This window comes from Allobosea sp. GW822-FHT05A11 (assembly GCF_058800455.1).
The window spans coordinates 71,683-98,079 of sequence record NZ_JBXAMI010000002.1 but is presented as its reverse complement, the minus strand read 5'-3'; the positions used below and the strand labels follow the sequence as shown (position 1 = coordinate 98,079).

25 protein-coding genes are annotated in these 26,397 nt (G+C 65.7%); 4 read left to right on the top strand and 21 right to left on the bottom strand.

The window, feature by feature from the left end:
• Window positions 1-10: 10 nt before the first annotated feature.
• Window positions 11-1,186 (bottom strand): UbiH/UbiF family hydroxylase, encoded by a 1,176-nt coding sequence (locus AC1RLU_RS05895; RefSeq protein WP_492794431.1) that lies wholly within the window; start codon window positions 1,184-1,186, stop codon window positions 11-13.
• Window positions 1,187-1,320: 134 nt separating this feature from the next.
• Here AC1RLU_RS05895 and AC1RLU_RS05890 point away from each other — a divergent pair, with 134 nt between their 5' ends.
• On the top strand, window positions 1,321-2,295 hold the full coding sequence (locus AC1RLU_RS05890; protein ID WP_492794429.1) for a quinone oxidoreductase family protein: 975 nt from the start codon (window positions 1,321-1,323) through the stop codon (window positions 2,293-2,295).
• Between the two features lie 100 nt (window positions 2,296-2,395).
• Here AC1RLU_RS05890 and AC1RLU_RS05885 read toward each other — a convergent pair whose 3' ends face one another.
• The 16 genes from AC1RLU_RS05885 to AC1RLU_RS05810 form a co-directional block, all read right to left on the bottom strand.
• On the bottom strand, window positions 2,396-2,632 hold the full coding sequence (locus AC1RLU_RS05885; RefSeq protein WP_492794428.1) for a hypothetical protein: 237 nt from the start codon (window positions 2,630-2,632) through the stop codon (window positions 2,396-2,398).
• A 205-nt stretch (window positions 2,633-2,837) separates the two neighbouring features.
• On the bottom strand, window positions 2,838-4,157 hold the full coding sequence (gene rimO, locus AC1RLU_RS05880; RefSeq protein ID WP_061968017.1) for a 30S ribosomal protein S12 methylthiotransferase RimO: 1,320 nt from the start codon (window positions 4,155-4,157) through the stop codon (window positions 2,838-2,840).
• Window positions 4,158-4,261: 104 nt separating this feature from the next.
• Window positions 4,262-5,122 carry a sulfurtransferase gene (locus tag AC1RLU_RS05875; RefSeq protein WP_492794426.1) on the bottom strand — a complete coding sequence of 287 codons (861 nt, stop codon included), beginning with the start codon at window positions 5,120-5,122 and terminating at the stop codon, window positions 4,262-4,264.
• Window positions 5,119-5,556, bottom strand: a complete 438-nt coding sequence (locus tag AC1RLU_RS05870) for an OsmC family protein (protein WP_061968013.1) — start codon at window positions 5,554-5,556, stop codon at window positions 5,119-5,121. The genes AC1RLU_RS05875 and AC1RLU_RS05870 overlap by 4 nt, the downstream gene beginning before the upstream one ends.
• A gap of 122 nt (window positions 5,557-5,678) precedes the next feature.
• A complete protein-coding gene (locus AC1RLU_RS05865) occupies window positions 5,679-6,725 on the bottom strand; it encodes a sulfate/molybdate ABC transporter ATP-binding protein (protein ID WP_492794424.1) in 1,047 nt (348 codons plus the stop codon).
• Window positions 6,726-6,749: 24 nt separating this feature from the next.
• Entirely contained in the window at window positions 6,750-7,637 is an 888-nt protein-coding gene (cysW, locus tag AC1RLU_RS05860) for a sulfate ABC transporter permease subunit CysW (RefSeq protein ID WP_492794422.1), read from the bottom strand.
• On the bottom strand, window positions 7,630-8,526 hold the full coding sequence (cysT, locus tag AC1RLU_RS05855; protein WP_061968009.1) for a sulfate ABC transporter permease subunit CysT: 897 nt from the start codon (window positions 8,524-8,526) through the stop codon (window positions 7,630-7,632). The genes cysW and cysT overlap by 8 nt, the downstream gene beginning before the upstream one ends.
• Before the next feature lie 10 nt (window positions 8,527-8,536).
• Window positions 8,537-9,577 (bottom strand): sulfate ABC transporter substrate-binding protein, encoded by a 1,041-nt coding sequence (locus AC1RLU_RS05850; protein ID WP_061968007.1) that lies wholly within the window; start codon window positions 9,575-9,577, stop codon window positions 8,537-8,539.
• Between the two features lie 191 nt (window positions 9,578-9,768).
• Window positions 9,769-11,226, bottom strand: coding sequence for a siroheme synthase CysG (gene cysG / locus AC1RLU_RS05845; RefSeq protein WP_492794420.1), 1,458 nt, complete (start codon window positions 11,224-11,226; stop codon window positions 9,769-9,771).
• Window positions 11,223-11,474, bottom strand: coding sequence for a hypothetical protein (locus tag AC1RLU_RS05840; protein ID WP_061968004.1), 252 nt, complete (start codon window positions 11,472-11,474; stop codon window positions 11,223-11,225). The genes cysG and AC1RLU_RS05840 overlap by 4 nt, the downstream gene beginning before the upstream one ends.
• Before the next feature lie 3 nt (window positions 11,475-11,477).
• Window positions 11,478-12,002 carry a DUF934 domain-containing protein gene (locus tag AC1RLU_RS05835; protein WP_492794418.1) on the bottom strand — a complete coding sequence of 175 codons (525 nt, stop codon included), beginning with the start codon at window positions 12,000-12,002 and terminating at the stop codon, window positions 11,478-11,480.
• Window positions 11,989-13,659 carry a nitrite/sulfite reductase gene (locus tag AC1RLU_RS05830; protein ID WP_492794417.1) on the bottom strand — a complete coding sequence of 557 codons (1,671 nt, stop codon included), beginning with the start codon at window positions 13,657-13,659 and terminating at the stop codon, window positions 11,989-11,991. Before AC1RLU_RS05830 ends, AC1RLU_RS05835 begins: the two co-directional genes overlap by 14 nt.
• 2 nt (window positions 13,660-13,661) lie before the next feature.
• Entirely contained in the window at window positions 13,662-14,018 is a 357-nt protein-coding gene (locus tag AC1RLU_RS05825; protein WP_492794415.1) for a DUF2849 domain-containing protein, read from the bottom strand.
• Window positions 14,018-14,332: a 2Fe-2S iron-sulfur cluster-binding protein gene (locus tag AC1RLU_RS05820; RefSeq protein ID WP_244492842.1), complete on the bottom strand. Its 315-nt coding sequence runs from the start codon at window positions 14,330-14,332 to the stop codon at window positions 14,018-14,020. The genes AC1RLU_RS05825 and AC1RLU_RS05820 overlap by 1 nt, the downstream gene beginning before the upstream one ends.
• 217 nt (window positions 14,333-14,549) lie before the next feature.
• Window positions 14,550-15,524, bottom strand: coding sequence for a Gfo/Idh/MocA family protein (locus AC1RLU_RS05815; protein WP_492794413.1), 975 nt, complete (start codon window positions 15,522-15,524; stop codon window positions 14,550-14,552).
• Between the two features lie 80 nt (window positions 15,525-15,604).
• The gene (locus AC1RLU_RS05810; protein ID WP_492794412.1) at window positions 15,605-16,924 is read right to left on the bottom strand and encodes an O-antigen ligase family protein; all 1,320 of its coding nucleotides are present in this window, start codon (window positions 16,922-16,924) and stop codon (window positions 15,605-15,607) included.
• Between the two features lie 266 nt (window positions 16,925-17,190).
• Here AC1RLU_RS05810 and AC1RLU_RS05805 point away from each other — a divergent pair, with 266 nt between their 5' ends.
• A complete protein-coding gene (locus tag AC1RLU_RS05805) occupies window positions 17,191-18,231 on the top strand; it encodes a zinc-dependent alcohol dehydrogenase family protein (protein WP_492794410.1) in 1,041 nt (346 codons plus the stop codon).
• Window positions 18,232-18,376: 145 nt separating this feature from the next.
• On the opposite strand, the gene AC1RLU_RS05800 is transcribed toward AC1RLU_RS05805, so the two are convergent.
• From AC1RLU_RS05800 to uvrA, 4 genes are all read right to left on the bottom strand, one after another.
• Window positions 18,377-18,703 (bottom strand): hypothetical protein, encoded by a 327-nt coding sequence (locus tag AC1RLU_RS05800; protein ID WP_492794408.1) that lies wholly within the window; start codon window positions 18,701-18,703, stop codon window positions 18,377-18,379.
• Window positions 18,704-19,303: 600 nt separating this feature from the next.
• Window positions 19,304-19,810: a hypothetical protein gene (locus AC1RLU_RS05795; RefSeq protein ID WP_492794407.1), complete on the bottom strand. Its 507-nt coding sequence runs from the start codon at window positions 19,808-19,810 to the stop codon at window positions 19,304-19,306.
• A complete protein-coding gene (locus tag AC1RLU_RS05790; protein WP_492794405.1) occupies window positions 19,797-21,170 on the bottom strand; it encodes an HD domain-containing protein in 1,374 nt (457 codons plus the stop codon). Before AC1RLU_RS05790 ends, AC1RLU_RS05795 begins: the two co-directional genes overlap by 14 nt.
• A gap of 227 nt (window positions 21,171-21,397) precedes the next feature.
• A complete protein-coding gene (gene uvrA, locus AC1RLU_RS05785; RefSeq protein WP_492794404.1) occupies window positions 21,398-24,367 on the bottom strand; it encodes an excinuclease ABC subunit UvrA in 2,970 nt (989 codons plus the stop codon).
• A gap of 210 nt (window positions 24,368-24,577) precedes the next feature.
• On the opposite strand from uvrA, the gene AC1RLU_RS05780 reads away from it, so the two are divergent.
• Both AC1RLU_RS05780 and AC1RLU_RS05775 read left to right on the top strand, forming a co-directional pair.
• The gene (locus tag AC1RLU_RS05780) at window positions 24,578-25,246 is read left to right on the top strand and encodes a GntR family transcriptional regulator (protein WP_492794403.1); all 669 of its coding nucleotides are present in this window, start codon (window positions 24,578-24,580) and stop codon (window positions 25,244-25,246) included.
• A 129-nt stretch (window positions 25,247-25,375) separates the two neighbouring features.
• Window positions 25,376-25,942: a biotin transporter BioY gene (locus tag AC1RLU_RS05775; protein WP_091859257.1), complete on the top strand. Its 567-nt coding sequence runs from the start codon at window positions 25,376-25,378 to the stop codon at window positions 25,940-25,942.
• The last annotated feature ends 455 nt before the right edge of the window (window positions 25,943-26,397 follow it).

Sequence of the window (26,397 nt, the reverse complement as noted above, 5' to 3'; positions counted from 1 at the left end):
ACGGAGTTTCCTATCGCGCCGCTCCGCCAGCCAGCCCCTGACGCATCACGAGGCGCCGCAGCGGACCGATCCGTGACAGTGCCAGCAGGCCAGCACCGCGCATCAGGTCGGCCGGCATCAGATCGGTCAGCAGTGTGCGGTTGAGCACATCGACCGCGCCGGTCCGCAGCCGAACATCCGTTCGCCGGGCCCCGTCATAATCGGCGATGACGCTTTCCGCTCCGGCATCCGTGGCGCCGGCTAGCGCTTCGCTCAACGCTGCAACGTCCCGCAGGCCGAGATTGAGCCCCTGCGCTCCGATCGGCGGGAAGACATGCGCGGCCTCGCCGATCAGCGCTATGCGCCCGGCACCGAAGCGCTCGACCGAGAGCCCGCCCATCGGTACCTTGCCGCGCGGCCCCGAGACGGTCATCGCGCCGAGCAGCGACTGCACCTGTCGCTCGACACGCAGGGCGAAGGCCGCATCGTCGAGCGCGGTCAGCGCCGGGGCCTCTTCCGGATCGACCAGCCAGACCAGCGAGGAGCGCTGGCCGGGCAGGGGCACGATCGTGCAAGGCCCTTTCCGCGTATGGAACTCGGTCGAGGTTTCCTGATGGTCGCGGCGGTGCTCGAAGATCGCGGTCAGGGCGATCTGCGGATAACGCCAGTCGCGGCTTTCGATACCGGCCGCCGCACGCACCTGCGAATTGCGGCCATCCGCGCCGACGACGAGCCGGGCCTTCAACGGTGCGAAACCCTCGCCGGAGAGGCTCACGCCGTCCGTCTCCGGCTCGATCGCCCGGACGAAGCCGGGGATCATGCGCAGACCGGAGAGACCAGCGGCTTTCTCGGCAAGGAGCGCGGTCAGGTCGGCATTCTCGATATTCCAGCCGAAGGCCTCCAGTCCGATCTCGGAGGCCCGGAACTCGACCGGCGGCTGGCGGAACAGGCTCCCGCTGTCGTCGACGAGGCGCATCACTTCAAGCGGCGCCGCCTTCTCCAGCAAGGCGTCCTGCACGCCGAGCTCGGCCAGCATCCGCCAGGAGCCGTCGAGCAGGGCGACGGTGCGGCCATCGCGCGGCGTCGCGACCGGGCCGAGCAGGGCGACGCTGCGCCCCCCGCGGCTCAGCGCCAGCGCGGCCGCAAGACCGACGGCGCCGGCGCCCACGATCGCGATATCGACCTGATCGGCAGTCTGTTTGCTCATCGCCCATGGCTAGCCGATGCGCGGCATCTTGGCCACGGGCCGCAAAGTCGCAAGGTGCGTTCTGCGTTGGGCACGGATGCCTTTCCGGCCCGATGAACTATGGTCGGGCATCCATCCCGTAGGAGATGCCTTTCATGGTCAAAGCCATTCGCGCCCACAAGACCGGCGGCCCCGAGGTCCTGCAGTTCGAGGACGTCACCCTGCCGCAGCCGGGTCCCGGCGAAATCCTGATCCGGAACCGGGCGATCGGCCTGAACTTCATCGACACCTATTTCCGCTCGGGCCTCTATCCGGCGCCGCAACTGCCTTTCACGCTGGGCAACGAGAGCGCCGGCGACGTGCTCGCCGTCGGCGCGAACGTCACCGAGTTCAAGCCCGGCGATCGCGTCGCAGTCGTCTCGGCGCTCGGCGCCTATGCCGAGGAGCGCATCGTTCCGGCGGCCTCCGTCGTGGCGTTGCCGGAGGGCATTTCCTACGAGGCCGCCGCCAGCATGCTGCTGAAGGGGCTGACGGCCGAATACCTGCTGCACCGGACCTACAAGGTGAAGCCGGGCGACACGATCCTGGTCCATGCCGCGGCTGGCGCTACCGGCCTCATCCTCTGCCAATGGGGCAAGGCGCTGGGCGCCACCGTGATCGGCACTGTCGGCTCGAAGGAGAAGGCGGAGCTCGCCAAGGCACATGGCGCCGACCATGTCATCAACTACCGCGAGGAGGATTTCGCGGCGCGGGTGAAGGAGATCACCGGCGGGGCGCTCTGCGACGTGGTCTATGACGGCGTCGGCAAGGACACCTTCATGAAGTCGCTGGACACCCTGAAGCCCTTCGGCCTGCTGGCGAGCTTCGGCAACGCCTCGGGCTCGGTCGAAGCGTTCAATCTCGGCATCCTCGCCGCCAAGGGCTCGCTCTATGTCACGCGCCCGACGCTGAACACCCACACGGCCAAGCGCGAGACCATGATCGCGATGGCGAAGAACCTGTTCGGGGCGGTGACGACCGGCAAGGTCAAGGTGCCGGTCAACGCGACCTTCCCGCTGAAGGATGCAGCCGACGCCCACCGCCTGCTGGAATCGCGCGGTACCACGGGCTCGACCGTGCTGATTCCCTGATCCGGGACGTCATGCTCGGGTCAAGCCCGAGCATCCCGGCGGAAAGAACATGCGCCCGGTCATCCGGGCGCATTTTTTATGCACGGTGTGAACCCGGCGATCAGGTGCCGCGACCAAACGACATCAGCAGGATGTGCTGACAATCATTCGAGGTGATGTCATGCCCAGCAAAATCAAGATCGTCGGCCTTCTGTTTGCGACCCTGACGCTTTCGACCGCTGCCATGGCCCAGCAGGGCGGCGGCGGTGGTGGTGGTGGTGGCGGCAATGGCGGCGGCGGCCAGGGCGGCCAGGGCGGCGACCACAATTCCGTCATCGCCATCCGCCTGCAGGATCACGAACGCCTCCGGGTGCCGGGCGCAGGACGGGCGCGGACCGCCGGGACCAATTGCACCACCGTCGCCTGCAATGAGCGGCCTGGCCGCGAGCCTCCTCCGGCCCTGGCCTCGGAAGGCTGCGGCGGCGACCTGAGGGTCGCGCAGGATCGCCGGGGCCGCGCCGTTCGTCAGGTTTGCGGGTTCGGAAGCTGACGCGCGAGCCGGTTCAGACCGCGATGCCGTGAAGATCGTAGGCGTCGGCACGCTCGATCTTCACGGTGACGATATCGCCGGCCCGCAGGGGTCGGCGGCTCGCGACATAGACATTGCCGTCGATCTCTGGGGCATCCCATTTCGAGCGGCCCTTGGCCACGGTCGGGCCGGCCTCGTCGATGATGACCTGAATGCGCTTGCCGACGCGGCCCTTGACGATGCGGGCGGAAATCTCGGCCTGCGCCTTCATGAAGCGGTGCCAGCGCGCCTCCTTCACCTCCTCGGGGATGAGGTCGAGGCCGAGGTCATTGGCGGGCGCACCCTTCACCGGCTCGTATTTGAAGGCGCCGACGCGCTCCAGCTTCGCTTCCTTCAGCCAGTCGACGAGGATATCCATGTCCTCCTCGGTCTCGCCGGGGAAGCCGACGATGAAGGTCGAGCGGATCGCAAGGTCCGGGCAGATCTCGCGCCACTTGCGGATGCGGTCCAGCGTGCGGTCCTGATGGGCCGGGCGCTTCATTGCCTTGAGGACGTTCGGCGAGGCGTGCTGGAAGGGGATGTCGAGATAGGGAAGGACGATTCCCTCCTGCATCAGCGGGATGACCTCGTCGACATGCGGGTAGGGGTAGACATAGTGCAGGCGCACCCACATCCCCATCTGCCCGAGCTCGCGGGCAAGCTCGAAGAAGCGGGTGCGGATCTCGCGATCCTTGAACATCGAGGGCGCATACTTGATGTCGAGGCCGTAGGCGCTGGTGTCCTGCGAGATCACCAGCAATTCCTTGACGCCGGCCTTGGCCAGCTTCTCGGCCTCGCGCAGCACGTCGCCGATCGGCCGCGAGACGAGGTCGCCGCGCAGCTTCGGGATGATGCAGAAAGTGCAGCGATTGTTGCAACCCTCTGAAATCTTGAGATAGGCGTAGTGCCGCGGCGTCAACTTGATGCCCTGATCGGGCACGAGATCGACGAAGGGGTCATGCTTCGGCGGCACCGCCTGGTGCACGGCCGAGACGACGCTCTCATAGGCCTGCGGGCCGGTGATCGCGAGCACGTTCGGAAAAGCGTCGCGGATTTGCTCGGGCTCGGCGCCCATGCAGCCGGTGACGATGACCTTGCCGTTCTCGGCCATGGCCGCGCCGATCGCCTCAAGCGATTCCGCCTTGGCGGAATCGAGGAAACCGCAGGTGTTGACGATGACGAGATCGGCACCGGAATGGCTCTTGGAGAGCTCGTAGCCCTCGGAGCGCAGCGAGGTGATGATCCGCTCGGAATCGACGAGCGCCTTCGGGCAGCCCAGCGAAACGAAGGAGATTTTCGGCGCGACGGCGTTCATCGGCTGATGGCTCGGTTCAGAATGTCAGGAAGCGCCGCGCGTCACGGCACGCGATCGGCGCTTCCTTTGAACCTTTTCAACCTGTTTTGCAATCGAAAGCGCGATCAGGCCGCCTTGCCGGTCGCGACGGGGCGGTCAGGGTCCTGCGTCCAATCGGTCATCGAGCCGTCATAGAGCGCGACCTCGTCGCGGCCGAGCACCTCCGACAGTACGAACCAGTTCGCCGCGGCGGAATGGCCGGTGTTGCAGTAGGAGATCACCGGTCCCTGAGGCACCGCGGAGAAGAGCTGCTGCAGCTCGCCCGGCGCCTTGAGCTTGCCGCCCTCGAAGGCGCCGGCATAGTCGCGCTGGATCGCGCCGGGGATATGCCCGGCGCGCGCAGCCTCGGCCGATTTCTCGCGGCCTTCGAAATAGCTCGGCCCGCGCGCATCGACGAGGCTCGCCTGCTTGCTGCGCGATGCGACGAGCGTGGAATCCGCCGTGCTGCGCAGGCCCTGCTGCGCCACGACCGGATAGGCGCCAGCGCTCTTCGGCGCGGAGGCGCCGGTCGCGACCGGGCGCTGCGGATCGGCCGTCCAGCCCTTGAAGCCGCCATCGAGGATCGCCTGCTGGCCGTGGCCGATGAATTTCAGCGTCCAGTAGACCCGCGCCGCCGCGGCGAAATCGGTCGCGGCGGTGCCGGCCGGGACGATCACGACATCATCCTGCGGCTTGATGCCGAGCCGGCCTGCCAGCGCAGCGAGATGGGCGAGCGGCGGCAGCATGCCCGGCGCATTGCCGATTTTCGCCCGCCAGCCATCGGCGGCATAGTCGGAATGGACGGCACCGGGAATATGCGCGGTCTCGAAGGCGGCCTTTGCGCCGTCGGCAGCGGTGCGGATATCGACGATGACGAGGTTCTCGTCGCCGAGCCGGGCGGCCAGCGCGTCCGGCGAGATCAGTCCTGCGAATTCAGCCCTGCTCATTCAGCGGCCTCCTTGTGCAATTCATCGATCACTTCGAGGCTGTAGCTCATCTCGGCGGTCGCCCCGAGCATGATCGAAGCCGAACAGTATTTTTCCTTCGACAATGTGACGGCCCGCTCCGCCTTGGCCTGGGACAGGCCCTTTCCGGTGATGCGGTAGGCGAGGTGGATCTTGGTGAAGACCTTGGGATCGGTCGTGGCGCGCTCGGCTTCGACGTCGACCTCGCAGCCGGTGATGTTCTCCCGGCCCTTCTTGATCATCCCGACGACATCGAAAGCCGTGCAGCCGGCAAGCCCGATTAGCAGCATCTCCATCGGCCGGATGCCGAGATTGCGCCCGCCATATTCGGGCGCACCGTCCATGATCATGGCGTGCCCGCTGCCGGACTCGCCCATGAAGGCCATGCCATCAACCCATTTCGCGCGTGCTTTCATCGCGATCTCCTGTCCGGATCGAGAGAGCCGAGAATGGCTGCCGGATTCGCCCGGGAGGCTAGGGCATCGCGCTGGAAAGGGGAATCCGCTTTTAGCGACCGCCCGATGCGCGAGATTTCCGATCAGGCGGCAGCGAACAGGTTGCCATGGGTGATGCGGAGCCTGATCCGCTCACCGATCGCCGGGGCGACCTGGCTGGCGAGATCGACCTCGAGCCGCTTCTTCAGCCCCTCGACCGCGACCTCCGCCCGGCGGATCGGGCCGTTGCGGCGCAAGTGCTCGACCGTGCCGGGTAGCGCCAGCGGCGTCTCGTCGACGATGCGCAGATGCTGCGGGCGGACATAGAGCGAGGCCGGGCCGCCCTGGTTCTGCGACAATCCGCCCAGCACCGGCCGGTCGCCGAAGAAGGCCTGGCTGCCGACGACCTTGACCGGCAACTTGTTCACCTCGCCCAAAAACTCGCAGATGAAGGGTGTGGCCGGATGGTCGTAGACGTCGTCGGCCGAGCCGACCTGCTCGATGCGACCCTCGTTGAGGATCGCGACGCGGTCGGCCAGCTCCAGCGCCTCCTCCTGGTCGTGGGTGACGAAGACGGTGGTGTGGCCGGTGCGCCCGTGCAGCTCGCGCAACCAGGCGCGCAGGTCCTTGCGGACCTTGGCATCGAGCGCGCCGAAGGGCTCGTCCAGCAGCAGAACACGCGGTTCGATGGCGAGCGCGCGGGCGAGCGCGACGCGCTGGCGCTGGCCGCCGGAGAGCTGGCTGGGATAGCGCTTCTCCAGCCCCGGCAACTGAACGAGGTCGAGCAAATCGCTGACACGCTTGCGGATTTCCTCGTTGCTCGGGCGCTCGCGGCGCGGCCGGGACTTCAAGCCGAAGCCGATATTCTCGGCGACGTTCATCGTCTTGAACAAGGCGTATTGCTGGAAGACGAAGCCGATGCGGCGGTCGCGCAGCGAGAGCTCGCGCGTATCGGTCTCGCCGAACAGCACGCGGCCGCGGTCGGCCTCTTCCAGCCCGGCGATCAGGCGTAAGAGTGTGGTCTTGCCCGAGCCGGACGGACCGAGCAGCGCGACGAGCTCCCCCGGCTGGATATCGAGCGAGACGCCGCGCAGAGCGGGGAAGTTCTCGAAGCGCTTCTCGATGGTTTCGATGGTGACGGCGACCGACATGGCGAGAAATCCTTCGTCTGTGGGTCAGTGACGGCGGCTCGCGGCGATCGCATCGCCGTAGCGCCATTCCAGCAGGGTCTTGAGCACGAGGGTGACCAGCGCCAACCCCGCCAGCAGCGAGGCCACCGCAAAGGCGGCCGCGCCCATGTACTCGTTGTAGAGAATCTCGATATGCAGCGGCATGGTGTTGGTCAGGCCGCGGATCTTGCCGGAGACCACCGCGACCGCGCCGAATTCGCCCATCGCGCGGGCGTTGCAGAGCAGGACGCCGTAGAACAGGCTCCATTTCACGTTCGGTAGCGTCACCGCGAAGAAGACCCGCCAGGGCGAGGCGCCGAGCGTCAGCGCCGCCTCCTCGTCGGCCGAGCCGAGCGACTGCATATGCGGGATCAGTTCGCGCGCCACGAACGGGAAGGTGACGAAGACGGTGGCGAGGATCAGCCCCGGCAGCGCGAAGACGATCTTGAGGTCATTGGCCTGGAGCCAGGGCCCGAAATAGCCCTGCGCCCCGAAGAGCAGCACGAAGACGAGGCCCGAGATCACCGGCGAGACCGAGAAGGGCAGGTCGATCAGGCTAATCAGCAGGTCCTTGCCACGGAATTCGAACTTGGCGATGGCCCAGGCGGCGGCGATGCCGACGATGATGTTGAACGGCACGGCGATCGCGGCGACCAGCAAGGTCAACCGGATCGCCGCCAGCGCATCCGGCTCGGTGATCGCGGCGCGATAGGCCTCCCAGCCTTTGGCGGCAGCCTCGACAAAGACCGTGACCAGAGGCAGCAGCAGGAAGAGTAGCAGGAAGGCGAGCGAGATCGCGATCAGCGCGACCTGCACGACGGGGCTCTCGCTGCGCGCCTGGCTGGCGCTGCGAGGCGGCGTGGCCGCAGCGGAGGGCAGCGTCGCGTCAGACATCACCGAACCTCCGGCGGGCGCGGGCCTGGATCAGGTTGCCGGCGAGGATGAGCGCAAACGAGATCAGCAGCATCATCGTCGCGACCACGGCCGCGCCGGCATAATCGAACTGCTCGAGCCGGATCACGATCAGCAGCGGGGCGATCTCCGAGATCATCGGCACATTGCCGGCGATGAAGATCACCGAGCCGTATTCGCCGACCGCCCGCGCGAAGGCGAGCACGAAGCCGGTCATCAGCGCCGGCAGGACCTGTGGCAAGATCACCCGGAAGATCGTCCGGAAGCGGCTCGCGCCGAGCAGCGCGGCGGCCTCCTCGACATCGCTCTGCAGTTCCTCCAGCACCGGCTGCACGGTCCGCACCACGAAGGGCAGGCCGATGAAGATCAGCGCCACCATCACGCCGAGCGGCGTATAGGCGACCTTGCCGTCGAAGCCGAAGGAGAGATCGGTGAAGGGAATGGTCAGCTTGAAGGCGAGCGGCGCCAGCAGCGAGCCGACCCAGCCATTCGGGGCATAGATCGCGGCGAGCGAGATGCCGGCGACGGCCGTCGGCAGGGCGAAGGGCAGGTCGACCGCCGCATCGATCAGGCGCCGGCCGGGAAATTCGTAGCGCACCAGAACCCAGGCCAGGATCAGCCCGAACACGGCGTTGACGAGCGCAGCGAACAAGGCGGCGGTGAAGGAAAGCTTCAGCGCAGCGAGCGTCCGCGGCGAGGTCGCCACCGCCCAGATATCGGCGGGGCCGGCGCTGGCGGCCTTCAGGAAGAGTGCCGCCAGCGGGATCAGCACGATCAGCGACAACGCCGTGACGGTAATGCCGAGCGCCAGCCCGAAGCCGGGCAGGATGCTGGGCTCGCGCCAGCGGAAGGTCGTCGTCGCCGCCGTCATTCAGGTATCCTCAGCGCGCCGGCTTGTAGAGCTGGTCGAAGGTGCCGCCATCGCCGAAATGGGTCGGTTGCGCCTTCTTCCACCCGCCGAACACGTCGTCGATCGTCACCAGCTCGACTTTCGGGAAATTGGCGATGTCCTTGGCGTCGGCGGCTTCCGGGTTGCGCGGGCGATAGAAATTCCGGGCGATGATCGCCTGCGCCTTCGGGGTGTAGAGGAATTCGAGATAGGCCTGCGCCTGCTCACGGGTCTTCTTGGCATCGACATTGCCATCGACCAGGGCGACCGGCGGCTCGGCCAGGATCGACAGGCTGGGCACGACGATGTCGAACTTGTCGGTGCCGAACTCCTTCAGGGCGAGGAAGGCCTCGTTTTCCCAGGACAGGAAGACGTCGCCGATGCCGCGCTGGGTGAAGGTCGTGGTCGCGCCGCGCGCGCCGGTGTCGAGCACCGGGACATTGGCGAGCAGCTTGCCGATATAGTCGCGGATCTTCGCGTCGTCCTTGTTGAAGGCCTTCTCGGCATAGGCCCAGGCGGCGAGATAGTTCCAGCGCGCCCCGCCCGAGGTCTTCGGGTTCGGCGTGATGATCTGCACGCCCGGCTTCACCAGGTCGCCCCAGTCCTTGATCGCCTTCGGATTACCCTTGCGGACGAGGAAGACGATCGTCGAGGTATAGGGCGAGGAATTGTGCGGCAGGCGCTTCTGCCAGTCGAGCGGCAGCTTCTTCGAGCGCTCGGCCACGGCATCGATGTCGCCGGCCAGCGCCAGCGTCACGACATCGGCATTGAGCCCGTCGATCACGGTGCGGGCCTGCGCGCCGGAGCCGCCATGCGACTGGCGGATCGTGCTGATCTTCTTGTCGGGATGCTTCGCGTTCCATTCGGCGAGGAAGGCCGCGTTGATGTCGCGATAGAGCTCGCGGGTCGGGTCGTAGGAAACGTTGAGGAGCTCGGTCTGGGCGCGCGCGCCGGCAACGACGCCGAAGCACAGGCTGAAGGCTCCCAGTACCAGTCCGGCCCGAAGGAGGCGGCTATAAGCAGGTCGCGTCATGTCAGGGCTCCGTTGGTTCGCGGCGAGGTTTGAAGAAGCCTCGATCCGTTCTGAATAACAAACGAAACGTACTGAGTTACCGGCTTTGTCTCAATGACCTGGCGCAAACAGCGCCTTCCAAATTGCGGCACCGGAGGAGAAAACGCATCTCCGGCGATCGCGTTCCACCCGGCGACGAAACCGGATCCCCGTCAGGCGCGGCGGCGATCTTCCGCCGGATTCGCGGCGGACAGGGCTAGCCCGAAGGCATGACCAAGCAGGACGAGAACGGGCCCATTCGCCGGCAATTCGCCGAGCCGCTCCGGCAGGTCGACGATGGTCGCGGCGACGCGTTCCTCGTCCGGCCGCGTGGCGGCCAGCACGGCGACGGCCGGCGTCTGCGGGTCGAGCCCGGCGGCAATGGCACGCTCGCGGAAGCCGGGCAGGGTGGCCCGCGCCATGTAGATCACGGTCGAGGCGGCGGGGTCGGCCATGGCGCGCCAGTCGAGATCATCCGGCAGTTCGCCCTTGCGCGAATGGCCGGTTACGAATTGCAGGCGCCGCGCATGGTCGCGATGGGTCAGCGACAGGCCGAGCGAGGCGGCCGCACCCTGCGCCGCCGAGATGCCGGGCACGATAGCTACGGGCACACCAGCCGCCTGGCAGGTTTCGATCTCCTCGCCGGCACGGCCGAAAATGCCGGGATCGCCGCCTTTGAGGCGCACGACATGCTTACCCTGCGTAGCCAGCGAGACGATCAGCGCGTTGATGTCGCCCTGCTTCACCGAGGGGCCGTAGCCGGTCTTGCCGACCAGCATGCGCTTGGCCTCGCGCCGGGCGAATTCGAGCACGCCGGGCGAGACCAGATCGTCATAGAGGATGATGTCGGCGCTCTGCAGGGCGCGGATCGCCTTCAGCGTCAGCAGTTCCGGATCACCCGGACCAGCGCCGACCAGCGTGACGCGGCCCTTGCCGTCATGATTGGCCTCGATCCGGGAGAGCTTCGCGAAAAGCTCGGCCTCGTCATCGAGGTTCGGCGTGCGTTCCGGTTCGGCCATGGCCTTGCCGGCGAAAAGCTCCCAGAAGCTGCGGCGCAGCGCGAAGGGTAGTTCGCGCGCCTGCACCGCCGGGCGCCAATCGGCGGCAGCCTGCGCCCAGTTCTTCAGCCCGGGCGGCAGCAAGGCCTCGATCTTGGTCCGGATTGCCTGCCCGAATACCGGCGCCGCGCCATCGGTCGAGACCGCGACGATCAGGGGCGAACGGTTGACCAGCGCGCCGAAGGCGAAATCGCAATGCTCGGGCTTGTCGACGATATTGACCGGCACGCCGGCCTGCCGCGCCGCTGCGACGAAGGCGCGGACCGCATCGGCATCGTCGAGATCGGCCACGGCGATGGCTGCATCGGTGAGATCGTCGGCCTGCCAGGCCCGACCATGCACATGAACGCGTCCGCCAACCTCGCTCCGCACCAAGCCGGCGAACAGTGCCTCCTCGCCATCGGCGAAGACGTGAAGTTCCGCTCCCGTCGCCGCCAGCAGCTCCGCCTTCCACAACGCGCCCTCGGTCCCGCCGGCGAGCACGACCTTGCGCCCATCCAGCTTATGGAAGAGCGGCAGCGTCGCCAGCGGCTCGATGCGGGCCGCTGTGGATTCGGGCTGTCTGTCGGTCATCGGGTGGTCGCCACGGCCTTTGCGTCTGCCGCATTGCGCTCGTTGCCCGCCGGTGGCGTCAGCAGCCACAGCGCGGCCAGTGTCAGGATGATAAGGCGAAAGCAAAGATCGAACCAGCGCCTGCGTGCTCCGCTTGCAGGCTGGAGCAGCAGTTGCGTCTCGAACACGGCATCAGGATCACTCTCATCGATACTCGCAGCGGTGCGGGAGCGCTCGATGGAACCCTGTGTCGCGGTCGAGATCGTCATGCCTCACTCCGCTGCGATAGGCGCGGCAGCTCTCGCCGCCCGGCGCTGGTCGAGAATGGTGCGGCCGCTCTCGCCATAGCCGCGCTGATAGGTGGCGCTGAACGTGTCCCGGGCATGCAGCCATTGCGGCACCGGCTGGCGGGCTGCGTTCGGCTCCGGCAATTCGATCGTGTCGAAGCCGCAGGACAGCGCATAGGCGAACTGGTCGGCGATCAGCGGGCCGCTGGCGCGGACCTCACCGGCGAAGCCGGCGCGCCGGATCTGGCGGGCGAGGCTGAAGCCACGCCCGTCCGCATAGGCGGGAAAGGCGATGGCGACGAGCGCCAGCCGCGGCAGGAAGGGTTCGAGCGCGGCGAAGGGCACGGAATTGGGCAGGATCACGCCGATCACCTGCTCAGGCTCCTGCGCGTCGAGCGCCGCGGCGAGAACCTCCCAGGGCACGATCGCCGCCGGGATATTGCCTATCCCTAAGCCTTCGCTGCGGGTCCAGCGGTTCTCGGCACTTCCGTTCCGGTCAAGCAGCGGCACGGGTAGTCTCCTGGAAAGCAGCCTTGAAGGGCGCAAGCCCGATGCGTCGGACATTGTCGATGAAGCTCTCGCCCTCGCTGCGCGCAGCGAGATAGACGGAAACGATCCGCTCGATCGCGTCCGGCACCTCCTCGGCGGCGAGGCCGGGGCCGAGAATCTCGCCGATCGCGGCATTCTCGGTGGCGTCGCCGCCGAGCGTGATCTGGTAGGATTCGATGCCGCGCTTCTCCAGGCCAAGAATGCCGATATGGCCGACATGGTGATGGCCGCAGGCATTGATGCAGCCGGAGATCTTGATGCCGAGCGGCCCGATCTCGCGTTGGCGCGCCTCGTCGGCGAAGCGGCTCTGGATCGCCTGTGCGATCGGGATCGAGCGCGCCGTCGCCAGCGCGCAATAATCGAGGCCGGGGCAGGAGATGATGTCGGTGACGAGTCCGATATTGGCGCTTGCCAAGCCGGCCTCACCGAGCTTCTGCCAGATGGCGAAGAGATCGCGCTGGCGCACATGCGGCAGCACGAGGTTCTGCGCGTGGGTGACACGCAATTCGTCGAAGGAATAGCGTTCGGCCAGATCGGCGACGCGGCGCATCTGCTCGCTGGTCGCGTCGCCCGGCGCCTGCCCGATCGGTTTCAGCGAGATCGTCAGCGCCGTGTAGCCGGGCACCTTGTGCGGGACCGTATTGACCTCGACCCAGCGGGCGAAAGCGGGGTTCGCGGCCTTGGCTGCCTCCAGCGTATTGCTGACGGCCGGCAGAACCTCGTAGCGCGGCGGCGCGAAATAGGCGGCGATGCGCGCGACTTCTTCCGGATCGGCATTGATGGAGGGGCCGTCGAGCTGAGCGAACTCGGCCTCGACGCGGCGGGTGAATTCCTCCGCGCCGATCTCGTGGACGAGGATCTTGACGCGCGCCTTGTACTTGTTGTCGCGCCGGCCTTCGAGATTATAGACCCGCATCACCGCCTCGAGATAGGCGAGCAGGTCCTTCTTCGGCAGGTAGTCGCGCACCACCTTGCCGATCATCGGCGTGCGGCCGAGGCCGCCGCCGACGCTGACCTCGTAGCAGGTCTCGTGCGTGTCCGGATGGCGGCGCAGGCGCAGGCCGATATCGTGCGCCCTGGTGACGGCGCGGTCATGCTCGGCCCCTGTCACCGCGATCTTGAACTTGCGCGGCAGGTAGCTGAACTCGGGATGGGCCGAGGACCATTGCCGGATCAGTTCGGCGGTCGGGCGCGGATCCTCGATCTCGTCCTGCGCGACGCCGGCGAAATGGTCGGCGGTGACGTTGCGGATGCAGTTACCGGAAGTCTGGATGCAATGCATCTCGACATCGGCGAGCAGGCCGAGGATGGCCGGCACGTCGCGCAGCTTCGGCCAGTTGAACTGCAGGTTCTGGCGCGTGGTGAAATGGCCGTAGCCACGGTCGTAGCGCTCGCCGATCAGCGCGAGCTGGCGCAGTTGCCGCGAGTTCAGCGTGCCATAGGGTATCGCGATCCGCAGCATATAGGCGTGGAGCTGGAGATAGACGCCGTTCTTGAGCCGGAGCGGCTTGAACTCGTCCTCCGTCAGCGAGCCGTCGAGCCGGCGCGTCACCTGATCGGTGAACTGTGCCACCCGTTCCCGGACGAAACGCTCGTCGAATTCGTCATAACGGTACATGGTCAGCCCTTCGGCGCGGAGGCGATGCCGTCTCCGGCCTGCTTGCCGAGATCGGGACGGTTGCTGGGGCCGAGCGTCTTGAAACGCTCGCGGAAATGGCGCGGAACCGGGCGGCCGCTCTCGATGGCGACATCGACGAGATAGGCGTCGACGACCTTGTTGCCGCGCAGCTCGGCGGCGGCGAAGGCTTCGAGCCGGTCAGCCGCCGCATCATCGGTCGCGACCAGCGCGAGCACCGGATCGCGCGTCCAGGCCAGCGTGCCGGCGCCATCGGCCGTCGCGAAGACGACATCGCCGTCGAGCAGGTCGTTGGCGAGCAGGATCGCCGGCAGGGGAACGCGTTTCGCAGCGGCGGCCATCACGCGGCCTCCGCGAGCGTCAGCGTCAGCCCGTCGAGATCGTCAGCCCAGATGATCTGGCAGGAAAGCCGGGAGGTCGCCTCGATCAGCGGCAATTCGTCGAGCGCATCGATTTCCTCGTTGCGCGGCTCGGGCAGCTTCTCGGCCCATTCCTGGGCGACGATGACATGGCAGGTGCCGCAATCGCAGGAGCCGCCGCAGACGCCCTCGATGCCGACCTTGTAGTCGCGCAGGATCTCCATGACCCGCCAGCCTTCCACGGCTTCCAGTTCATGGCTCCGGCCCTGTCGATCGATGACGTTCAGAACTGCCACGATAACGCCCATCCCCGTTCGGTCTTTCGAACAGGAGTTTTACGCTATCGGCAGGGTATGGCTCAATTCACATCAGGTAGGCGGTTTTTTCGAATTATCCTGACGGCAGAGTAGAATTATCCCAGGGAGCGGCTTTTCGGCGGATCTGCCGCAAATTTGTGCCATTCGGGCAACTTCGCGCGCCACGCAGCGAGGCCGCCCGCATGCAGACCGTATGTCAGGCGCTTTTCAGGATCGTTTCGACGATGTCCTGCACATCGAACGCTTCGCTGAGGGTCGCGAGATGGTGCGGTTCGCCACGGGTCAGCTTCGCCACGCCTTCGAGCTGCCGGCGCAGAGCCAGCGGGCGCGCCTCGTTCTGGGAGAGCGCTTCCGGATCGGGCTCCCAACTGCCGTCGGCAAGACGACGCTCGGCGCGCGACCAGTCGCAGAGCCGGACAGCGCCCTTATCCCCCTCCAGCGTCCAGACGTTATGGTCGTCCTTCGCGGTCGTGCCGACGCTGCCGCTCAGAGTAACGGGCAGGGCGCCCGCGGTCAGCGTCGCCTCGATCCGGCGCTCGCTCTTGCCGGCTTCGGGATAGGCCGCCTTGGCGGAAAGGTTGGCGAAAGGCCCAGCGATGCGGCGGGTCAGAAACAGGAAATGCGAGACGACCTCGCGGGTGAAGCCGCCCTGCGCCGTACGGTCGAGCCAGCCCGCCGCGTCGACCTGCCAGGAGCGCGGCCAGGTCGCGAAGGCGACCTCGATCGAGACGCGTTGGAGCGTGCCGACCGCGCCCGAGTCGATCCATTCCCGCAAACGAGCGACGGCCGGCGAGGAGGCAAAGGGAAAGTTCACCGCGCCGCGCGCGCCGGCCTCAGTGACGAAAGCCCGCGCGTCGTCGACATCGACGGCGAGCGGCTTCTCGCAGAACACCGCCTTGCCGGCAGCGAGCGCTGCACGGGCATGACCGAGATGGGAGGAGGGCGGCGAAGCGATATAGACGCAGTCGCTTGCGGCGATCAGGGCAGCCGCATCCGGCTGCTGCGCCACCGCTGGCAATGCAGCACCGATCCGCTCCATCGCCTCGGCCGAGGGGTCCCAGATGCCGGAGACGCGGAGCGCGCTCGCCGGCTGGTCGAGCGCGGCGCGCAGCATGCGCTCGCCCATGATGCCGGCGCCGATCAGGCCAAGGGAAATGGGATTTGCGGTCATATGCGTCTCGCTCGCCGGATCTTCGGGCCGGCTGCTGTTTCCCCGGACAAGGCCCGCTTGTCCAGCGGTTTGGCGCCCGTTCAGGATTGCGGTGGCTTTGCCCGCATTCGGGCGGTCAGGCCGATACCCGTTACCGCCAGCGCGAACAGCACCCAGAGCGGATCGGCCCGGTTGAGCAGAAACGATTCCAGCATCCCGATATAGGTCATGAAGATCACGATCATGACGAAGAGATCGGCGAGCCGGCGGTTCGGCGCGACGCGGCAGGCGCGCAGATAATCGACGAGCGGCAGGCCCATCAGCACGAAGACCATCACGATGGCGCCGGGCACGCCGAAGGTCAGCGCGGCGTCGAGATAGCTGTCATGGCCGGAGCCGATGCCGCGCACGTCCCAGCTCGCCTCGTAATTCTCCTCAAGGCCGGTGACGGCCGGCGTCTGCCAGAAACTGGCATAGCCGTAGCCGGACCACGGTCGCTCGGCGATGCGTTGCAGGGCGAATTTCCAGATCTCGTCGCGCCCGGTGAAGGTCGAGTCTGAGATCAGCGCCTTCAGGATGCCGTTGAGCGCAGGCGACATCACCGAGCCGACCGTCAGCGCCGCGATCAACCCGACCAGCACGAGATGGGCGAATATCGCCAGCCCCGGCCGCCCGGTCACGCGCCCCATTGCCACCACGCCGATGGCGAGCGGCAGGAAGCCCAGAGTCGTCTTGGAGCCGCTGTTGAGCACGAACAGGACGCCGAGCGCGACGATGATGGCCCCGCGCCAGCGCAGGCCGCAGCGCCAGCCATAGATCCCGATCATCGCGACGATCGAGAACACCGGCGCGGCGAAGTTCTTGTGCGAGAGATGCCCGCGCCAGTCGCCGGCATGCACGCCCTCCGCGCCTTCCGAACCGTGGATGACAAGCTGCGGCGCCACCACCAGCATCGCGTAGACCAGCAGCAGCAGCACGAGGCAGGCATTGACCGCGGCCACGGCGAAACCGTGTTCGTCATCGGGCAGGACAAGGATGCCGGCAACGACGATCATCACGATAGCGGTCAGCAGCAGGCCGCGCAGCGAGCCGGTCGGATCGAAGGATTGCAGCGCCGACAGCGCCGCGATGCCGAAGACGACAGCCCAGCGGCTGAAGCCCAGCCGCGCCAGCACGTCGCGCCGCGTCAGGCCGAGCATCGCCGCGAGAAAGACCAGCCCGAGCCCGAAATAGCCGATCTGGTTGACGATATTGCCGGTCGATTCGCCCGGCGCCGTCGGTTCCGGCGGCCCGGCGAAGGGCTGCAGCGACAGCATCAGGATGAACAGCCCGCAGCCGGCGAGGATGCCGCCGAACGCGCCGGTCCCGGCCGCGGAACGGTGGCTATCGCTGATCGTCGAGCCGTGGACGCTGTCGCTCATGGATGTTTCGCGGCCGTCTTCGGAAAGCCCGCCGACGCGGCGGGCCGAGCGCTATTGCATCGGACCGAAAAGTGGAAGCCACTTTTCGGAAAAATCCGATGCAATAGCACTTAGATAGATCATCGTGACCACGTCCGATCGGACGCGCGATGATCTGGCGCACCATAGGCGCGGAATCTTAAGGGCGTCTGACCGGCCGAACCGCCGCGATTGACGATTCTGCCCGCGCTGCCGCATGACACGGGCCTCGACTGAAGGAGGCCCCCATGAAAGCCGTCGTCTACGAAGCCTTCGGGCAGGCCCCCGAACTGCGCATCCTGCCGGACCCGACCCCGGAGCCGCACAGCGTCATCATCAAGGTCGAGGCGACGGGCCTCTGCCGCAGCGACTGGCATGGCTGGGTCGGACACGATCCCGATATCCGCCTGCCGCATGTGCCGGGCCATGAGCTCGCCGGCGTCATCGCCGCGGTCGGCCGCAGCGTCGTGCGCTTCCGCGAGGGGGACCGCGTCACCGTGCCCTTCGTCTCGGGCTGCGGCTCCTGCCCGCAATGCCATTCCGGCAACCAGCAGGTCTGCGACGACCAGTTCCAGCCCGGCTTCACCCATTGGGGCTCGTTCGCCGAGTACGTCCGGATCGACCGGGCCGATTTCAATCTCGTGCGCCTGCCCGAGGAGATCGACTTCGCCACGGCCGCCAGCCTCGGCTGCCGCTTCGTGACCTCGTTCCGCGCCGTGGTCGACCAGGGCAAGGTCTCGGGCGGGCAATGGGTCGCCGTTCACGGCTGCGGCGGCGTCGGCCTCTCCGCGATCATGATCGCCAATGCGCTCGGCGCGAATGTCGTCGCGGTCGATATCTCCGACGACAAATTAAAGCTCGCCCGCGCGGTCGGCGCCGCGGTGACGATCAACGCCAGAACCCAGCCCGATGTCGTCGCCGCCGTGCGCGACGCCACCGGCGGCGGCGCCCATGTCTCGCTCGATGCGCTCGGCCACCCCCAGACCTGCTTCAACTCGGTGGCGAACCTGCGCAAGCGCGGCAAGCATATCCAGGTCGGGCTGCTATTGGCGGAGCAGGCGACGCCGCCGATCCCGATGGCGCAGGTCATCGCCCACGAGCTCGAAATCCTCGGCAGCCACGGCATGCAGGCGCATCGCTATGGCGCGATGCTCGACATGATCAGCGCCGGCAAGCTCACTCCGCAGCAGCTCGTCGGCCGCCGCATCGACCTCGCCGAATCGATCCCCGCCCTGATGGCGATGGACCGTTTCGAGGGCACGGGCGTGACGATCATCGACCGGTTCTGAGGGGGCGAGGGCGGAGTGCTTCTCTGCCCCCGCGCGCGTCATGCTCGGGCTTGACCCGAGCATCTCATGACGAGGAGGCTCCGGCGCCTCATCCGGCCGGAGATTCTCGGGTCTGCGCTGCGCTCCGCCCGAGAATGACGCCTCGTCACTCCCCGCCCCGCGCGATCTCCCCGGCGACGCGGGCCTCGGCGCGCGCGACCGCCTCGTCGGGGTCGAGCCCGTTGGCGCGATTCTGCACCGCATAAGCGAATGACCTGCGGGTATCGTCCGGCATCGCCCGCAAGGCGGCGCGGAAGCAGGCGCCGCGCGCATCCTGGCAGGCGCGCATCCGCTTGCAGGTCCTGTTCGGGCAGACGCGAAAGATTTCGAGCTGGTCGGTCAGCCGGCGAAACAGGGCGGACCGCGCCCTCTGGCAGCTCTCGAAATCGGTGATCGGCGGGATCTCGGCGGGGGTGTTCTGGTGTTTCGGCATGGCGGGTCTCCCTGGGGTCAGGCACGCAAGATCATCCGCCCGCGCGGATGCGCGGCGGGGTCGCAAGGATGGCTAGACAGGGCTGGCGGAGCGCCGCGAGGCGCGAAGAGAATCCGCAACCGTTGAGCCAGGCTGCGGCGCGGCGGGATTGAGCCACCCGTCGCACGCCCCGTGGCGCTCCGCCTCCGGCGATTTCGGACCTCGGGCCGCGCTTATCGGGCTTGCGGTGCCGGGCATGCGGGTTCGGGCGCCAGTTCAGCTCTTCGCCTCGTCGCGCCTTTGCCGTCATGCCGGGCGACCGACCGGCCGTTCCCAGCGAGCTCCTCGCACAGGGACCGTAGTGTCCCCAGGGCGGTGCCCCGAAGCCTCCCGGGAGCAGGGCGTAACCCCCGCCCGCAGGCGCCGACCCTCACCCAACCTCCAGCATACCTCCGGACGGCCGCCCCGTTTGGGTGATGGGCGAGGGCAGGATAGGGCGGGTGAGAAGGGGCGGGGATAAGTTTGGTGTCAGGAAGAAAGCCGCAGAGCCACAACGCTTCTCTCTCCCGGGCGGGAGAGGGTGGCGAGGAGTATTGCCCGTTTTGCTGAACGATCAATAATTCATTCTGGGGATAGGCCGATATCCCTCAACAAAGCCAACGCCTTTTGCAGCCGACCATTGTCCGTCTTGCCTGCCTTGCGAACTTCAATTTCGGCTCGCCAATCATCGACTTTCTCGATGAAAGCAAGCCAATGAACCGTGGCGGCGAGTTCCAGTACTGTAGCCGTGCATCCGGAGAATTTCTCTAACAGCGCGCGCGCGTGCACAGCATTCAAGGCCCCAAGACTATCGGGGGGTGGGCTGTCAGTCTTGAAGGTGCTATATGGGGCGCCATCGGCTACACGAAAACTCACTGTTTCGTTAAGATTTCCCCAAAACTTCGCGTCTGTGACTGCATCTGAAATCACTTCAGAATATGGCCCGTAATGATGGTACTCAAACGGTGCCCCGCTCTGCATACCAAGCTGATCCAAGAGGTATATGACCTTTTGGATGCGAATACGGCCAACGAGCGCCCCGCCCGATAGGGCGACTGTGCCGACCACCAAATTATCAAGCTGCGGCATAGCTCTCTCCAGAGATGCTCAGGACTTTCTTGCGATCGGTATCGTTAAGGAAATAATAACGAAGTATTTCTTGCTCTTGAAATAGCGCAGCGATGGGCTTTGACAAAGACGTTATGTCAACAATCTTGCCGCCGTCGCGGCGAACGTAGACTTTCTTGTGCGGCTTAACGCTCTCTTTGCTTGGGTCTTTATAAATAGAAAGCGGGGCTCTATCCTCAAAAACTGTCTTTCCGATATCGTTTTTCATTGTTTGATCGAGGAATTTACGCCGTGCAATGTCGGTTGGCTGTGGGTTTACCATGTCAATTGCAACGCCCTTCAGGATTTTCCGAGAGCAGATGCGCTCAGCAAAATCTCGAATCGGGCCATCGCCTTTAACAGCAGATATCTCCAAGGCGCTCCAGACAACCGCATCATCAAGGGCGAAATAACTTTTTAGGTCCGGTGTTGCCTTGCTGTAATAGGCTCTCAATGGGTGATCTCTCGGCACGGCAAGGTGGGCCTTCGAGCCCTTGGCTGCCTCCTCACTGAATGCAAGCAGGAACGCAGACAGCATTTGTTCGATGCCGCGCGTAGCTTTATGTAAATAAACCTGCGAGTAAAGGTGAAATCTGGCAAGTATGAAATTCTCAGCCGCCTGCATCGCTTTTTCTTCAAAGGCGAATGCTTGAATGGTGTCCCCAGTTTCTTCTGTGTCTTCGCCGCTGATTGTTGTGACCTCTACAACGCGCAAGTTGTCTAGAAGCCAATCAAAATCTATCGCTCCGGCCCCAGAGCCGGTCATCAGACGATCGCGCCGTAGATAATCAAGGCGATCCGCGTCGAACGAGCTCGAAACTACAGAGGAATAAAGATCTTGCTCGTCGCCTCGAAGCATTGCTGCGATGTCCTCGGCAACAGATCCGTCCCCTCCAAAGCGCTCTTTAAGGATGCGGCGGATATTACCATCTCTGCGGCAGATAAGTTCCGCTGTCCAATGCTCATGATCTCGGTATTTTTCTTTAGAAAGTCTGATTTTTTCAGCATTCTCAAATGCATGGCTGAATGGGCCGTGGCCAAGGTCGTGCAAAAGCGCAGCCAATAAAGCTGCGCGAACCCGATGTGGTTTTCGTTTGTCACCCGGCACGTAACGTTCAGCAACTTCCATCAACTGACGCGCGATATGGAAGACCCCAATCGAGTGAGCGAGTCGCGTATGCGTGGCGCCTGGATATGTAAACTCCGATACTCCAAGCTGTTTTACACGCCTAAGCCGCTGAAACTCAGGTGTGTCGATAAGCTCCCACGCGGCTCTATCAACCTCATCATCGAGGTTGAACGTTATGAGCCCGTGTATCGGATCTCGGATGCGCTTCAGCATAACCATTGCCATGAACAAATAGGGAACAAAATTGATTCATGCAACTGAATTCCTAGCGATCACGGCTTTGACACTTCAGCAAGAATCAATCGCAGTGAGCGCATAGAAGCGATCTTGGATTGCAGCTCATGGCCAGCGCAACCAAGTTTATGCCAGTTCCACAAGACGATGAGGTTTGTTCGCGAGCTAGGTTTTCTGGCTCTCCGGCTAATGCGGTGGTGGTGCGCCTACTCCGCCGCCTGCCGCTGCACCTTGCCCTTCTTGATCGGCCGGCGGTCGAGCACTTCCTTGAGAAAGCGCGCGGTGTGGCCTTTGCCGATGCGGACGATGTCCTCCGGCGTGCCTTCGGCCACCACGGTGCCGCCGCCGTCGCCGCCTTCGGGGCCCATGTCGATCACCCAGTCGGCGGTCTTCACCACCTCGAGATTGTGCTCGATCACCACCACCGAATTGCCCTGGTCGACCAGCTCGTGCAGCACCTCCATGAGCTTGGCGACGTCGTGGAAATGCAGGCCGGTCGTCGGCTCGTCGAGGATGTAGAGCGTGCGGCCGGTGGCGCGCTTCGACAGTTCCTTGGAGAGCTTGACGCGCTGCGCCTCGCCGCCCGAGAGCGTCGTCGCCTGCTGGCCGACCTTGACATAGTCGAGCCCGACCCGCGCCAGCGTCTCCATCTTGTCGCGGATCGAGGGCACCGCCTTGAACAGGCCCTTCGCCTCCTCGACCGACATGTCGAGCACGTCGGCGATCGACTTGTCGCGGTATTTCACCTCCAGCGTCTCGCGGTCGTAGCGCTTGCCCTTGCAGACGTCGCAGGTGACGTAGACATCCGGCAGGAAGTGCATCTCGATCTTGATGACGCCGTCGCCCTGGCAGGCCTCGCAGCGGCCGCCCTTGACGTTGAACGAGAAGCGCCCGGCCTGGTAGCCGCGCGCCTTCGCCTCCGGCAGGCCGGCGAACCATTCGCGGATCGGCGTGAAGGCGCCGGTATAGGTCGCCGGGTTCGAGCGCGGCGTGCGGCCGATCGGCGACTGGTCGATGTCGATGACCTTGTCGAGATGCTCCATGCCCTCGATGCGGTCATGCGGGGCCGGGTGCTCGATCGAGCCGTTCAGCTTGCGCGCCACCGCCTTGTAGAGCGTGTCGATCACCAGCGTCGACTTGCCGCCGCCGGAGACGCCGGTGATGCAGGTGAACATCCCCAAGGGGATCTCGACATCGACGTTCTTGAGGTTGTTGCCGCGCGCGCCGACGATCTTGAGGCTGCGCCCCTTCGTGGCCTTGCGGCGCTTGGCCGGCACCGCGACCGACATCTCGCCGGTGAGGTATTTGCCGGTGAGCGAATTGGGATCGTCGAGAATGTCCTGCGGCGTGCCCTTGGCGACGATCTCGCCGCCATGGATGCCGGCGCCGGGGCCGACATCGACGACGTAATCCGCCGTCAGGATCGCGTCCTCGTCATGCTCGACCACGATCACCGTGTTGCCGAGGTCGCGCAGGCGCCGCAGCGTGCCGAGCAGGCGCTCGTTGTCGCGCTGGTGCAGGCCGATCGAGGGCTCGTCCAGCACATAGAGCACGCCGGTCAGGCCGGAGCCGATCTGCGAGGCCAGGCGGATGCGCTGGCTCTCGCCGCCGGACAGCGTGCCGGAAGCGCGGGCGAGCGTCAGGTATTCCAGACCGACATCGAGCAGGAAGGTCAGCCGGTCGCGGATTTCCTTGAGGATGCGCGGGGCGATCTCGTTCTGCTTCTTCGAGAGCCTTGCGGGCAGGGCGCTGACCCAGTCCAGCGCGTCCTTGACCGAGAGCTTCGAGACCTCGCCGATATGGCGCATGTCGATCTTCACCGCCAGCGCCTCGGGCTTCAGGCGATAGCCGTTGCAGGCGGCGCAGGGCGTCTCGGACATGAAGCGGCCGATCTCCTCGCGCGCCCAGTCCGACTCCGTCTCCTTCCAGCGCCGCTCCATATTGGTGATGACGCCCTCGAAGGGCTTCTTCACCTCATAGCTGCGCAGGCCGTCATTATAGGCCATGCGGACGGGCTCGGTGCCCGTGCCGAACAGGATCGCCTTCTGCGCGTTCTCCGGCAATTCGGACCAGGGCTTGGTCATCGAGAAGCCGAAATGCTTCGAGAGCGATTCCAGCGTCTGGCCGTAATAGGGCGATGTCGACTTGGCCCAGGGCGCGATCGCGCCCTTCTTCAGCGTCAGCGCATGATCGGGGACGATCATGTCCGGGTCGATCCGCATCTCGTGGCCGAGACCGTCGCAGGTGGGGCAGGCGCCGAACGGGTTATTGAACGAGAACAGCCGGGGCTCAATCTCGGGAATGGTGAAGCCGGAGACCGGGCAGGCGAACTTGGACGAGAAGGTGACGCGCCTGGCCTCGCCGTTCTCCTCCTTCTCATCGGCATATTCGAAGACGGCGATGCCGTCGGTCAGCTCCAGCGCCTGCTCCAGCGAATCCGCCAGACGCGCGCCGAGATCGGGCCGGATCACGATCCGGTCCACGACCACGTCGATATCGTGCTTGAACTTCTTGTCGAGAGCCGGCGCGTCCGGAATCTCATAGAACTCGCCATTGACCTTGACGCGCTGGAAGCCGCGCTTCAGCCAGTCGGCCATCTCCTTCCTGAACTCGCCCTTGCGGCCGCGCACCACCGGCGCAAGCAGGTAGCCGCGTGTCTTCTCCGGCAATTCGACCATGCGGTCGACCATCTGCTGGACGGTCTGGCTCTCGATCGGCAAACCGGTCGCGGGCGAATAGGGGATGCCGACGCGCGCCCAGAGCAGGCGCATGTAGTCGTGGATCTCGGTGACCGTGCCAACAGTCGAGCGCGGGTTCTTCGAAGTCGTCTTCTGCTCGATCGAGATCGCCGGCGAGAGCCCGTCGATCTGGTCGACATCGGGCTTCTGCATCATCTCGAGGAACTGGCGGGCATAGGCCGAGAGCGACTCGACATAGCGGCGCTGGCCTTCCGCATAGATCGTGTCGAAGGCGAGCGAGGACTTGCCCGATCCGGACAGGCCGGTGAACACTACGAGCTTGTCTCTGGGAATGGCGAGGTCGACATTCTTGAGGTTGTGCTCGCGCGCGCCGCGCACGGTGATGGCGCGGCTGTTCGGGTCGGCCGTGCGGTTGCGGTCGAACATGTCTTCCAGCGCAGCAGCCTGGGCAGCGGCGGATTCGGTCTTGCGGGCCATCGGGGCGTCCGTTGCGGTGAAGCGCTAGATGTAGGGCAAATGCCGGGCCTTTCCAGCCTCGCGGCGATCTGCCCGGCATGAATAGCACGCAGCCGTGCCGGCTGCTGCCGTCTTCCTGACAGAAGGCGTCAGGATCGGCGAGGCCTCGATATGGGGATCATAGCGCCGATCGCAATCGACTCCGGCGCGCGTCCGAATTATCTATAAATCATGACGAAGCCTGCCGAAGACACCATCGCCGTCCGCATCGCCAAAGTTTTGGCCGAACGGATCATCGCCGGAACGATCGAGCCCGGCTCGCGCCTGCGGCAGGATCATATCGCGGAGGAATTCGAGACCAGCCATGTCCCGGTGCGCGAGGCTTTCCGCCGGCTGGAGGCGCAGGGGCTGGCGATCAGCGAACCGCGCCGTGGTGTCCGCGTCGCCTCCTTCGACCTGTCGGAGGTGAAGGAGGTCGCGGCGATGCGGGCCGCGCTGGAGGTGCTGGCCCTGCGCCATGCCGCGCCGCATCTCACCGCCGCCATCCTCGACCAGGCCGAGCGGGCGCGGCGCGATTGCGACGCCGCCACCGATGTCCGGGCCTGGGAGGAGGCGAATCGCCGCTTTCATCGCATCCTGGTCGCGCCCTGCGGCATGAAGCGGCTGCTTGCCACGATCGACGATCTCCATGCCGCGAGCGCGCGCTTCCTGTTCTCGGCCTGGCGCTCGGAATGGGAATCCCGGACCGACCACGACCACCGCGCGATCCTGAGCGCGCTCCGCAACGGCGATCTGGAAACCGCGATCGCGACGCTGGCGCGGCATGCCCAATGGATCGGCGAGCGCCCGGTCCGCACCGCCTCCGGCGCGACGCGAGAGGCCTTCGCCATCGTCGGCTGAGCATTGTCCTTCCTCGGCGTGGGAGGTTTCGCACGAAAGGCGCGCTTGCCTTTTCCGGCGAGATATGGACTTCCTCATAGATCAAAGATCAAAATTATAGATAATCTTGATCGCGACCAAGGAGTGACCATGACCGATCTTGCCCTCAGCCGCCCGTTCAGCCCGCTGCGGCTGGAAAGCCGCTCGCTCGCCTGGCAGGCCGGCGCCGTGATCGTCGGCAGCCTGCTGCTGGCGCTGTCCTCGCAGATCAAGGTGCCGATGTACCCGGTGCCGATGACGATGCAGACCTTCGCGGTGACGCTGATCGGCGCGCTCTATGGCTGGCGCCTCGGCGCGGTCACCGTCATCGCCTGGCTGGCGCAGGGCGCGATGGGCCTGCCGGTCTTCGCCGGTGCGGTCGGCGGTGCGGCCTATTTCGCCGGCCCGACCGGCGGCTACCTGCTGGCCTTCCCCTTCGCTGCGGCGCTGACCGGCTGGCTGGCGCAGCGCGGCTGGAACGGCAGCCGCGTCGGCCTCGCCTTCGCCGCGATGCTCGCCGGCAACGCGCTCTGCCTGGTGATCGGCGTCGCCTGGCTCGGCACCCTGATCGGCCTGTCCAAGGCGATTGCGCTCGGCGCGACGCCCTTCATCCTCGGCGCCATCCTCAAATCGGCGCTGGCCGCCGCCGCGCTCAAGGCCTTTGCGCCGCGCGGCTGACGCGATCTGACAGTCTCGCAGCAGCGACCCGGCAGGCTTCGGCCTGTCGGGTTTTTTGTTGGTCGCCGGGATGCGGCGTTCTCGACGCTGCGGATCGGAGTCAGGAGGCCGAGGCGATTCTCAGCGAACGCCGCTCCCGAACATATCCGTCTGATGGGCAGGCGCGCCGATGCCTGGCTGCGTATAGGCCGGCCCATCGGCTCGCGCTCTGGGAACGGAATCTTGTGTGACGCAGCCGGTCGGCACGAGAAGGATGAAGATCACGGCGACATATCGCTTCAACACGGCTGGCTTCCTCGCTGCATTCCGGAATCGGTGCGAGAGGCAGCTTCGGACAGCTCCGCTTTCGCCTTCCGTTATTCGCATGACATTGAAGCTGGAAACCGTCCCCGGGACAATCCGCGGCATCAGGTTGACGTGCAGGGTTTCGGTCGCTCGACAAGATGCCAAACGTC

What these genes read in the sequence shown, in the direction of transcription:
- AC1RLU_RS05895 (WP_492794431.1), bottom strand. Translation starts at nt 1,186, where the DNA reads ATGAGCAAACAGACTGCCGATCAGGTCGATATCGCGATCGTGGGCGCC.
- AC1RLU_RS05890 (WP_492794429.1), top strand. Translation starts at nt 1,321, where the DNA reads ATGGTCAAAGCCATTCGCGCCCACAAGACCGGCGGCCCCGAGGTCCTG.
- rimO (WP_061968017.1), bottom strand. Translation starts at nt 4,157, where the DNA reads ATGAACGCCGTCGCGCCGAAAATCTCCTTCGTTTCGCTGGGCTGCCCG.
- AC1RLU_RS05875 (WP_492794426.1), bottom strand. Translation starts at nt 5,122, where the DNA reads ATGAGCAGGGCTGAATTCGCAGGACTGATCTCGCCGGACGCGCTGGCC.
- AC1RLU_RS05870 (WP_061968013.1), bottom strand. Translation starts at nt 5,556, where the DNA reads ATGAAAGCACGCGCGAAATGGGTTGATGGCATGGCCTTCATGGGCGAG.
- AC1RLU_RS05865 (WP_492794424.1), bottom strand. Translation starts at nt 6,725, where the DNA reads ATGTCGGTCGCCGTCACCATCGAAACCATCGAGAAGCGCTTCGAGAAC.
- cysW (WP_492794422.1), bottom strand. Translation starts at nt 7,637, where the DNA reads ATGTCTGACGCGACGCTGCCCTCCGCTGCGGCCACGCCGCCTCGCAGC.
- cysT (WP_061968009.1), bottom strand. Translation starts at nt 8,526, where the DNA reads ATGACGGCGGCGACGACGACCTTCCGCTGGCGCGAGCCCAGCATCCTG.
- AC1RLU_RS05850 (WP_061968007.1), bottom strand. Translation starts at nt 9,577, where the DNA reads ATGACGCGACCTGCTTATAGCCGCCTCCTTCGGGCCGGACTGGTACTG.
- cysG (WP_492794420.1), bottom strand. Translation starts at nt 11,226, where the DNA reads ATGACCGACAGACAGCCCGAATCCACAGCGGCCCGCATCGAGCCGCTG.
- AC1RLU_RS05840 (WP_061968004.1), bottom strand. Translation starts at nt 11,474, where the DNA reads ATGACGATCTCGACCGCGACACAGGGTTCCATCGAGCGCTCCCGCACC.
- AC1RLU_RS05830 (WP_492794417.1), bottom strand. Translation starts at nt 13,659, where the DNA reads ATGTACCGTTATGACGAATTCGACGAGCGTTTCGTCCGGGAACGGGTG.
- AC1RLU_RS05825 (WP_492794415.1), bottom strand. Translation starts at nt 14,018, where the DNA reads ATGGCCGCCGCTGCGAAACGCGTTCCCCTGCCGGCGATCCTGCTCGCC.
- AC1RLU_RS05815 (WP_492794413.1), bottom strand. Translation starts at nt 15,524, where the DNA reads ATGACCGCAAATCCCATTTCCCTTGGCCTGATCGGCGCCGGCATCATG.
- AC1RLU_RS05810 (WP_492794412.1), bottom strand. Translation starts at nt 16,924, where the DNA reads ATGAGCGACAGCGTCCACGGCTCGACGATCAGCGATAGCCACCGTTCC.
- AC1RLU_RS05805 (WP_492794410.1), top strand. Translation starts at nt 17,191, where the DNA reads ATGAAAGCCGTCGTCTACGAAGCCTTCGGGCAGGCCCCCGAACTGCGC.
- AC1RLU_RS05800 (WP_492794408.1), bottom strand. Translation starts at nt 18,703, where the DNA reads ATGCCGAAACACCAGAACACCCCCGCCGAGATCCCGCCGATCACCGAT.
- AC1RLU_RS05795 (WP_492794407.1), bottom strand. Translation starts at nt 19,810, where the DNA reads ATGCCGCAGCTTGATAATTTGGTGGTCGGCACAGTCGCCCTATCGGGC.
- AC1RLU_RS05790 (WP_492794405.1), bottom strand. Translation starts at nt 21,170, where the DNA reads ATGCTGAAGCGCATCCGAGATCCGATACACGGGCTCATAACGTTCAAC.
- uvrA (WP_492794404.1), bottom strand. Translation starts at nt 24,367, where the DNA reads ATGGCCCGCAAGACCGAATCCGCCGCTGCCCAGGCTGCTGCGCTGGAA.
- AC1RLU_RS05780 (WP_492794403.1), top strand. Translation starts at nt 24,578, where the DNA reads ATGACGAAGCCTGCCGAAGACACCATCGCCGTCCGCATCGCCAAAGTT.
- AC1RLU_RS05775 (WP_091859257.1), top strand. Translation starts at nt 25,376, where the DNA reads ATGACCGATCTTGCCCTCAGCCGCCCGTTCAGCCCGCTGCGGCTGGAA.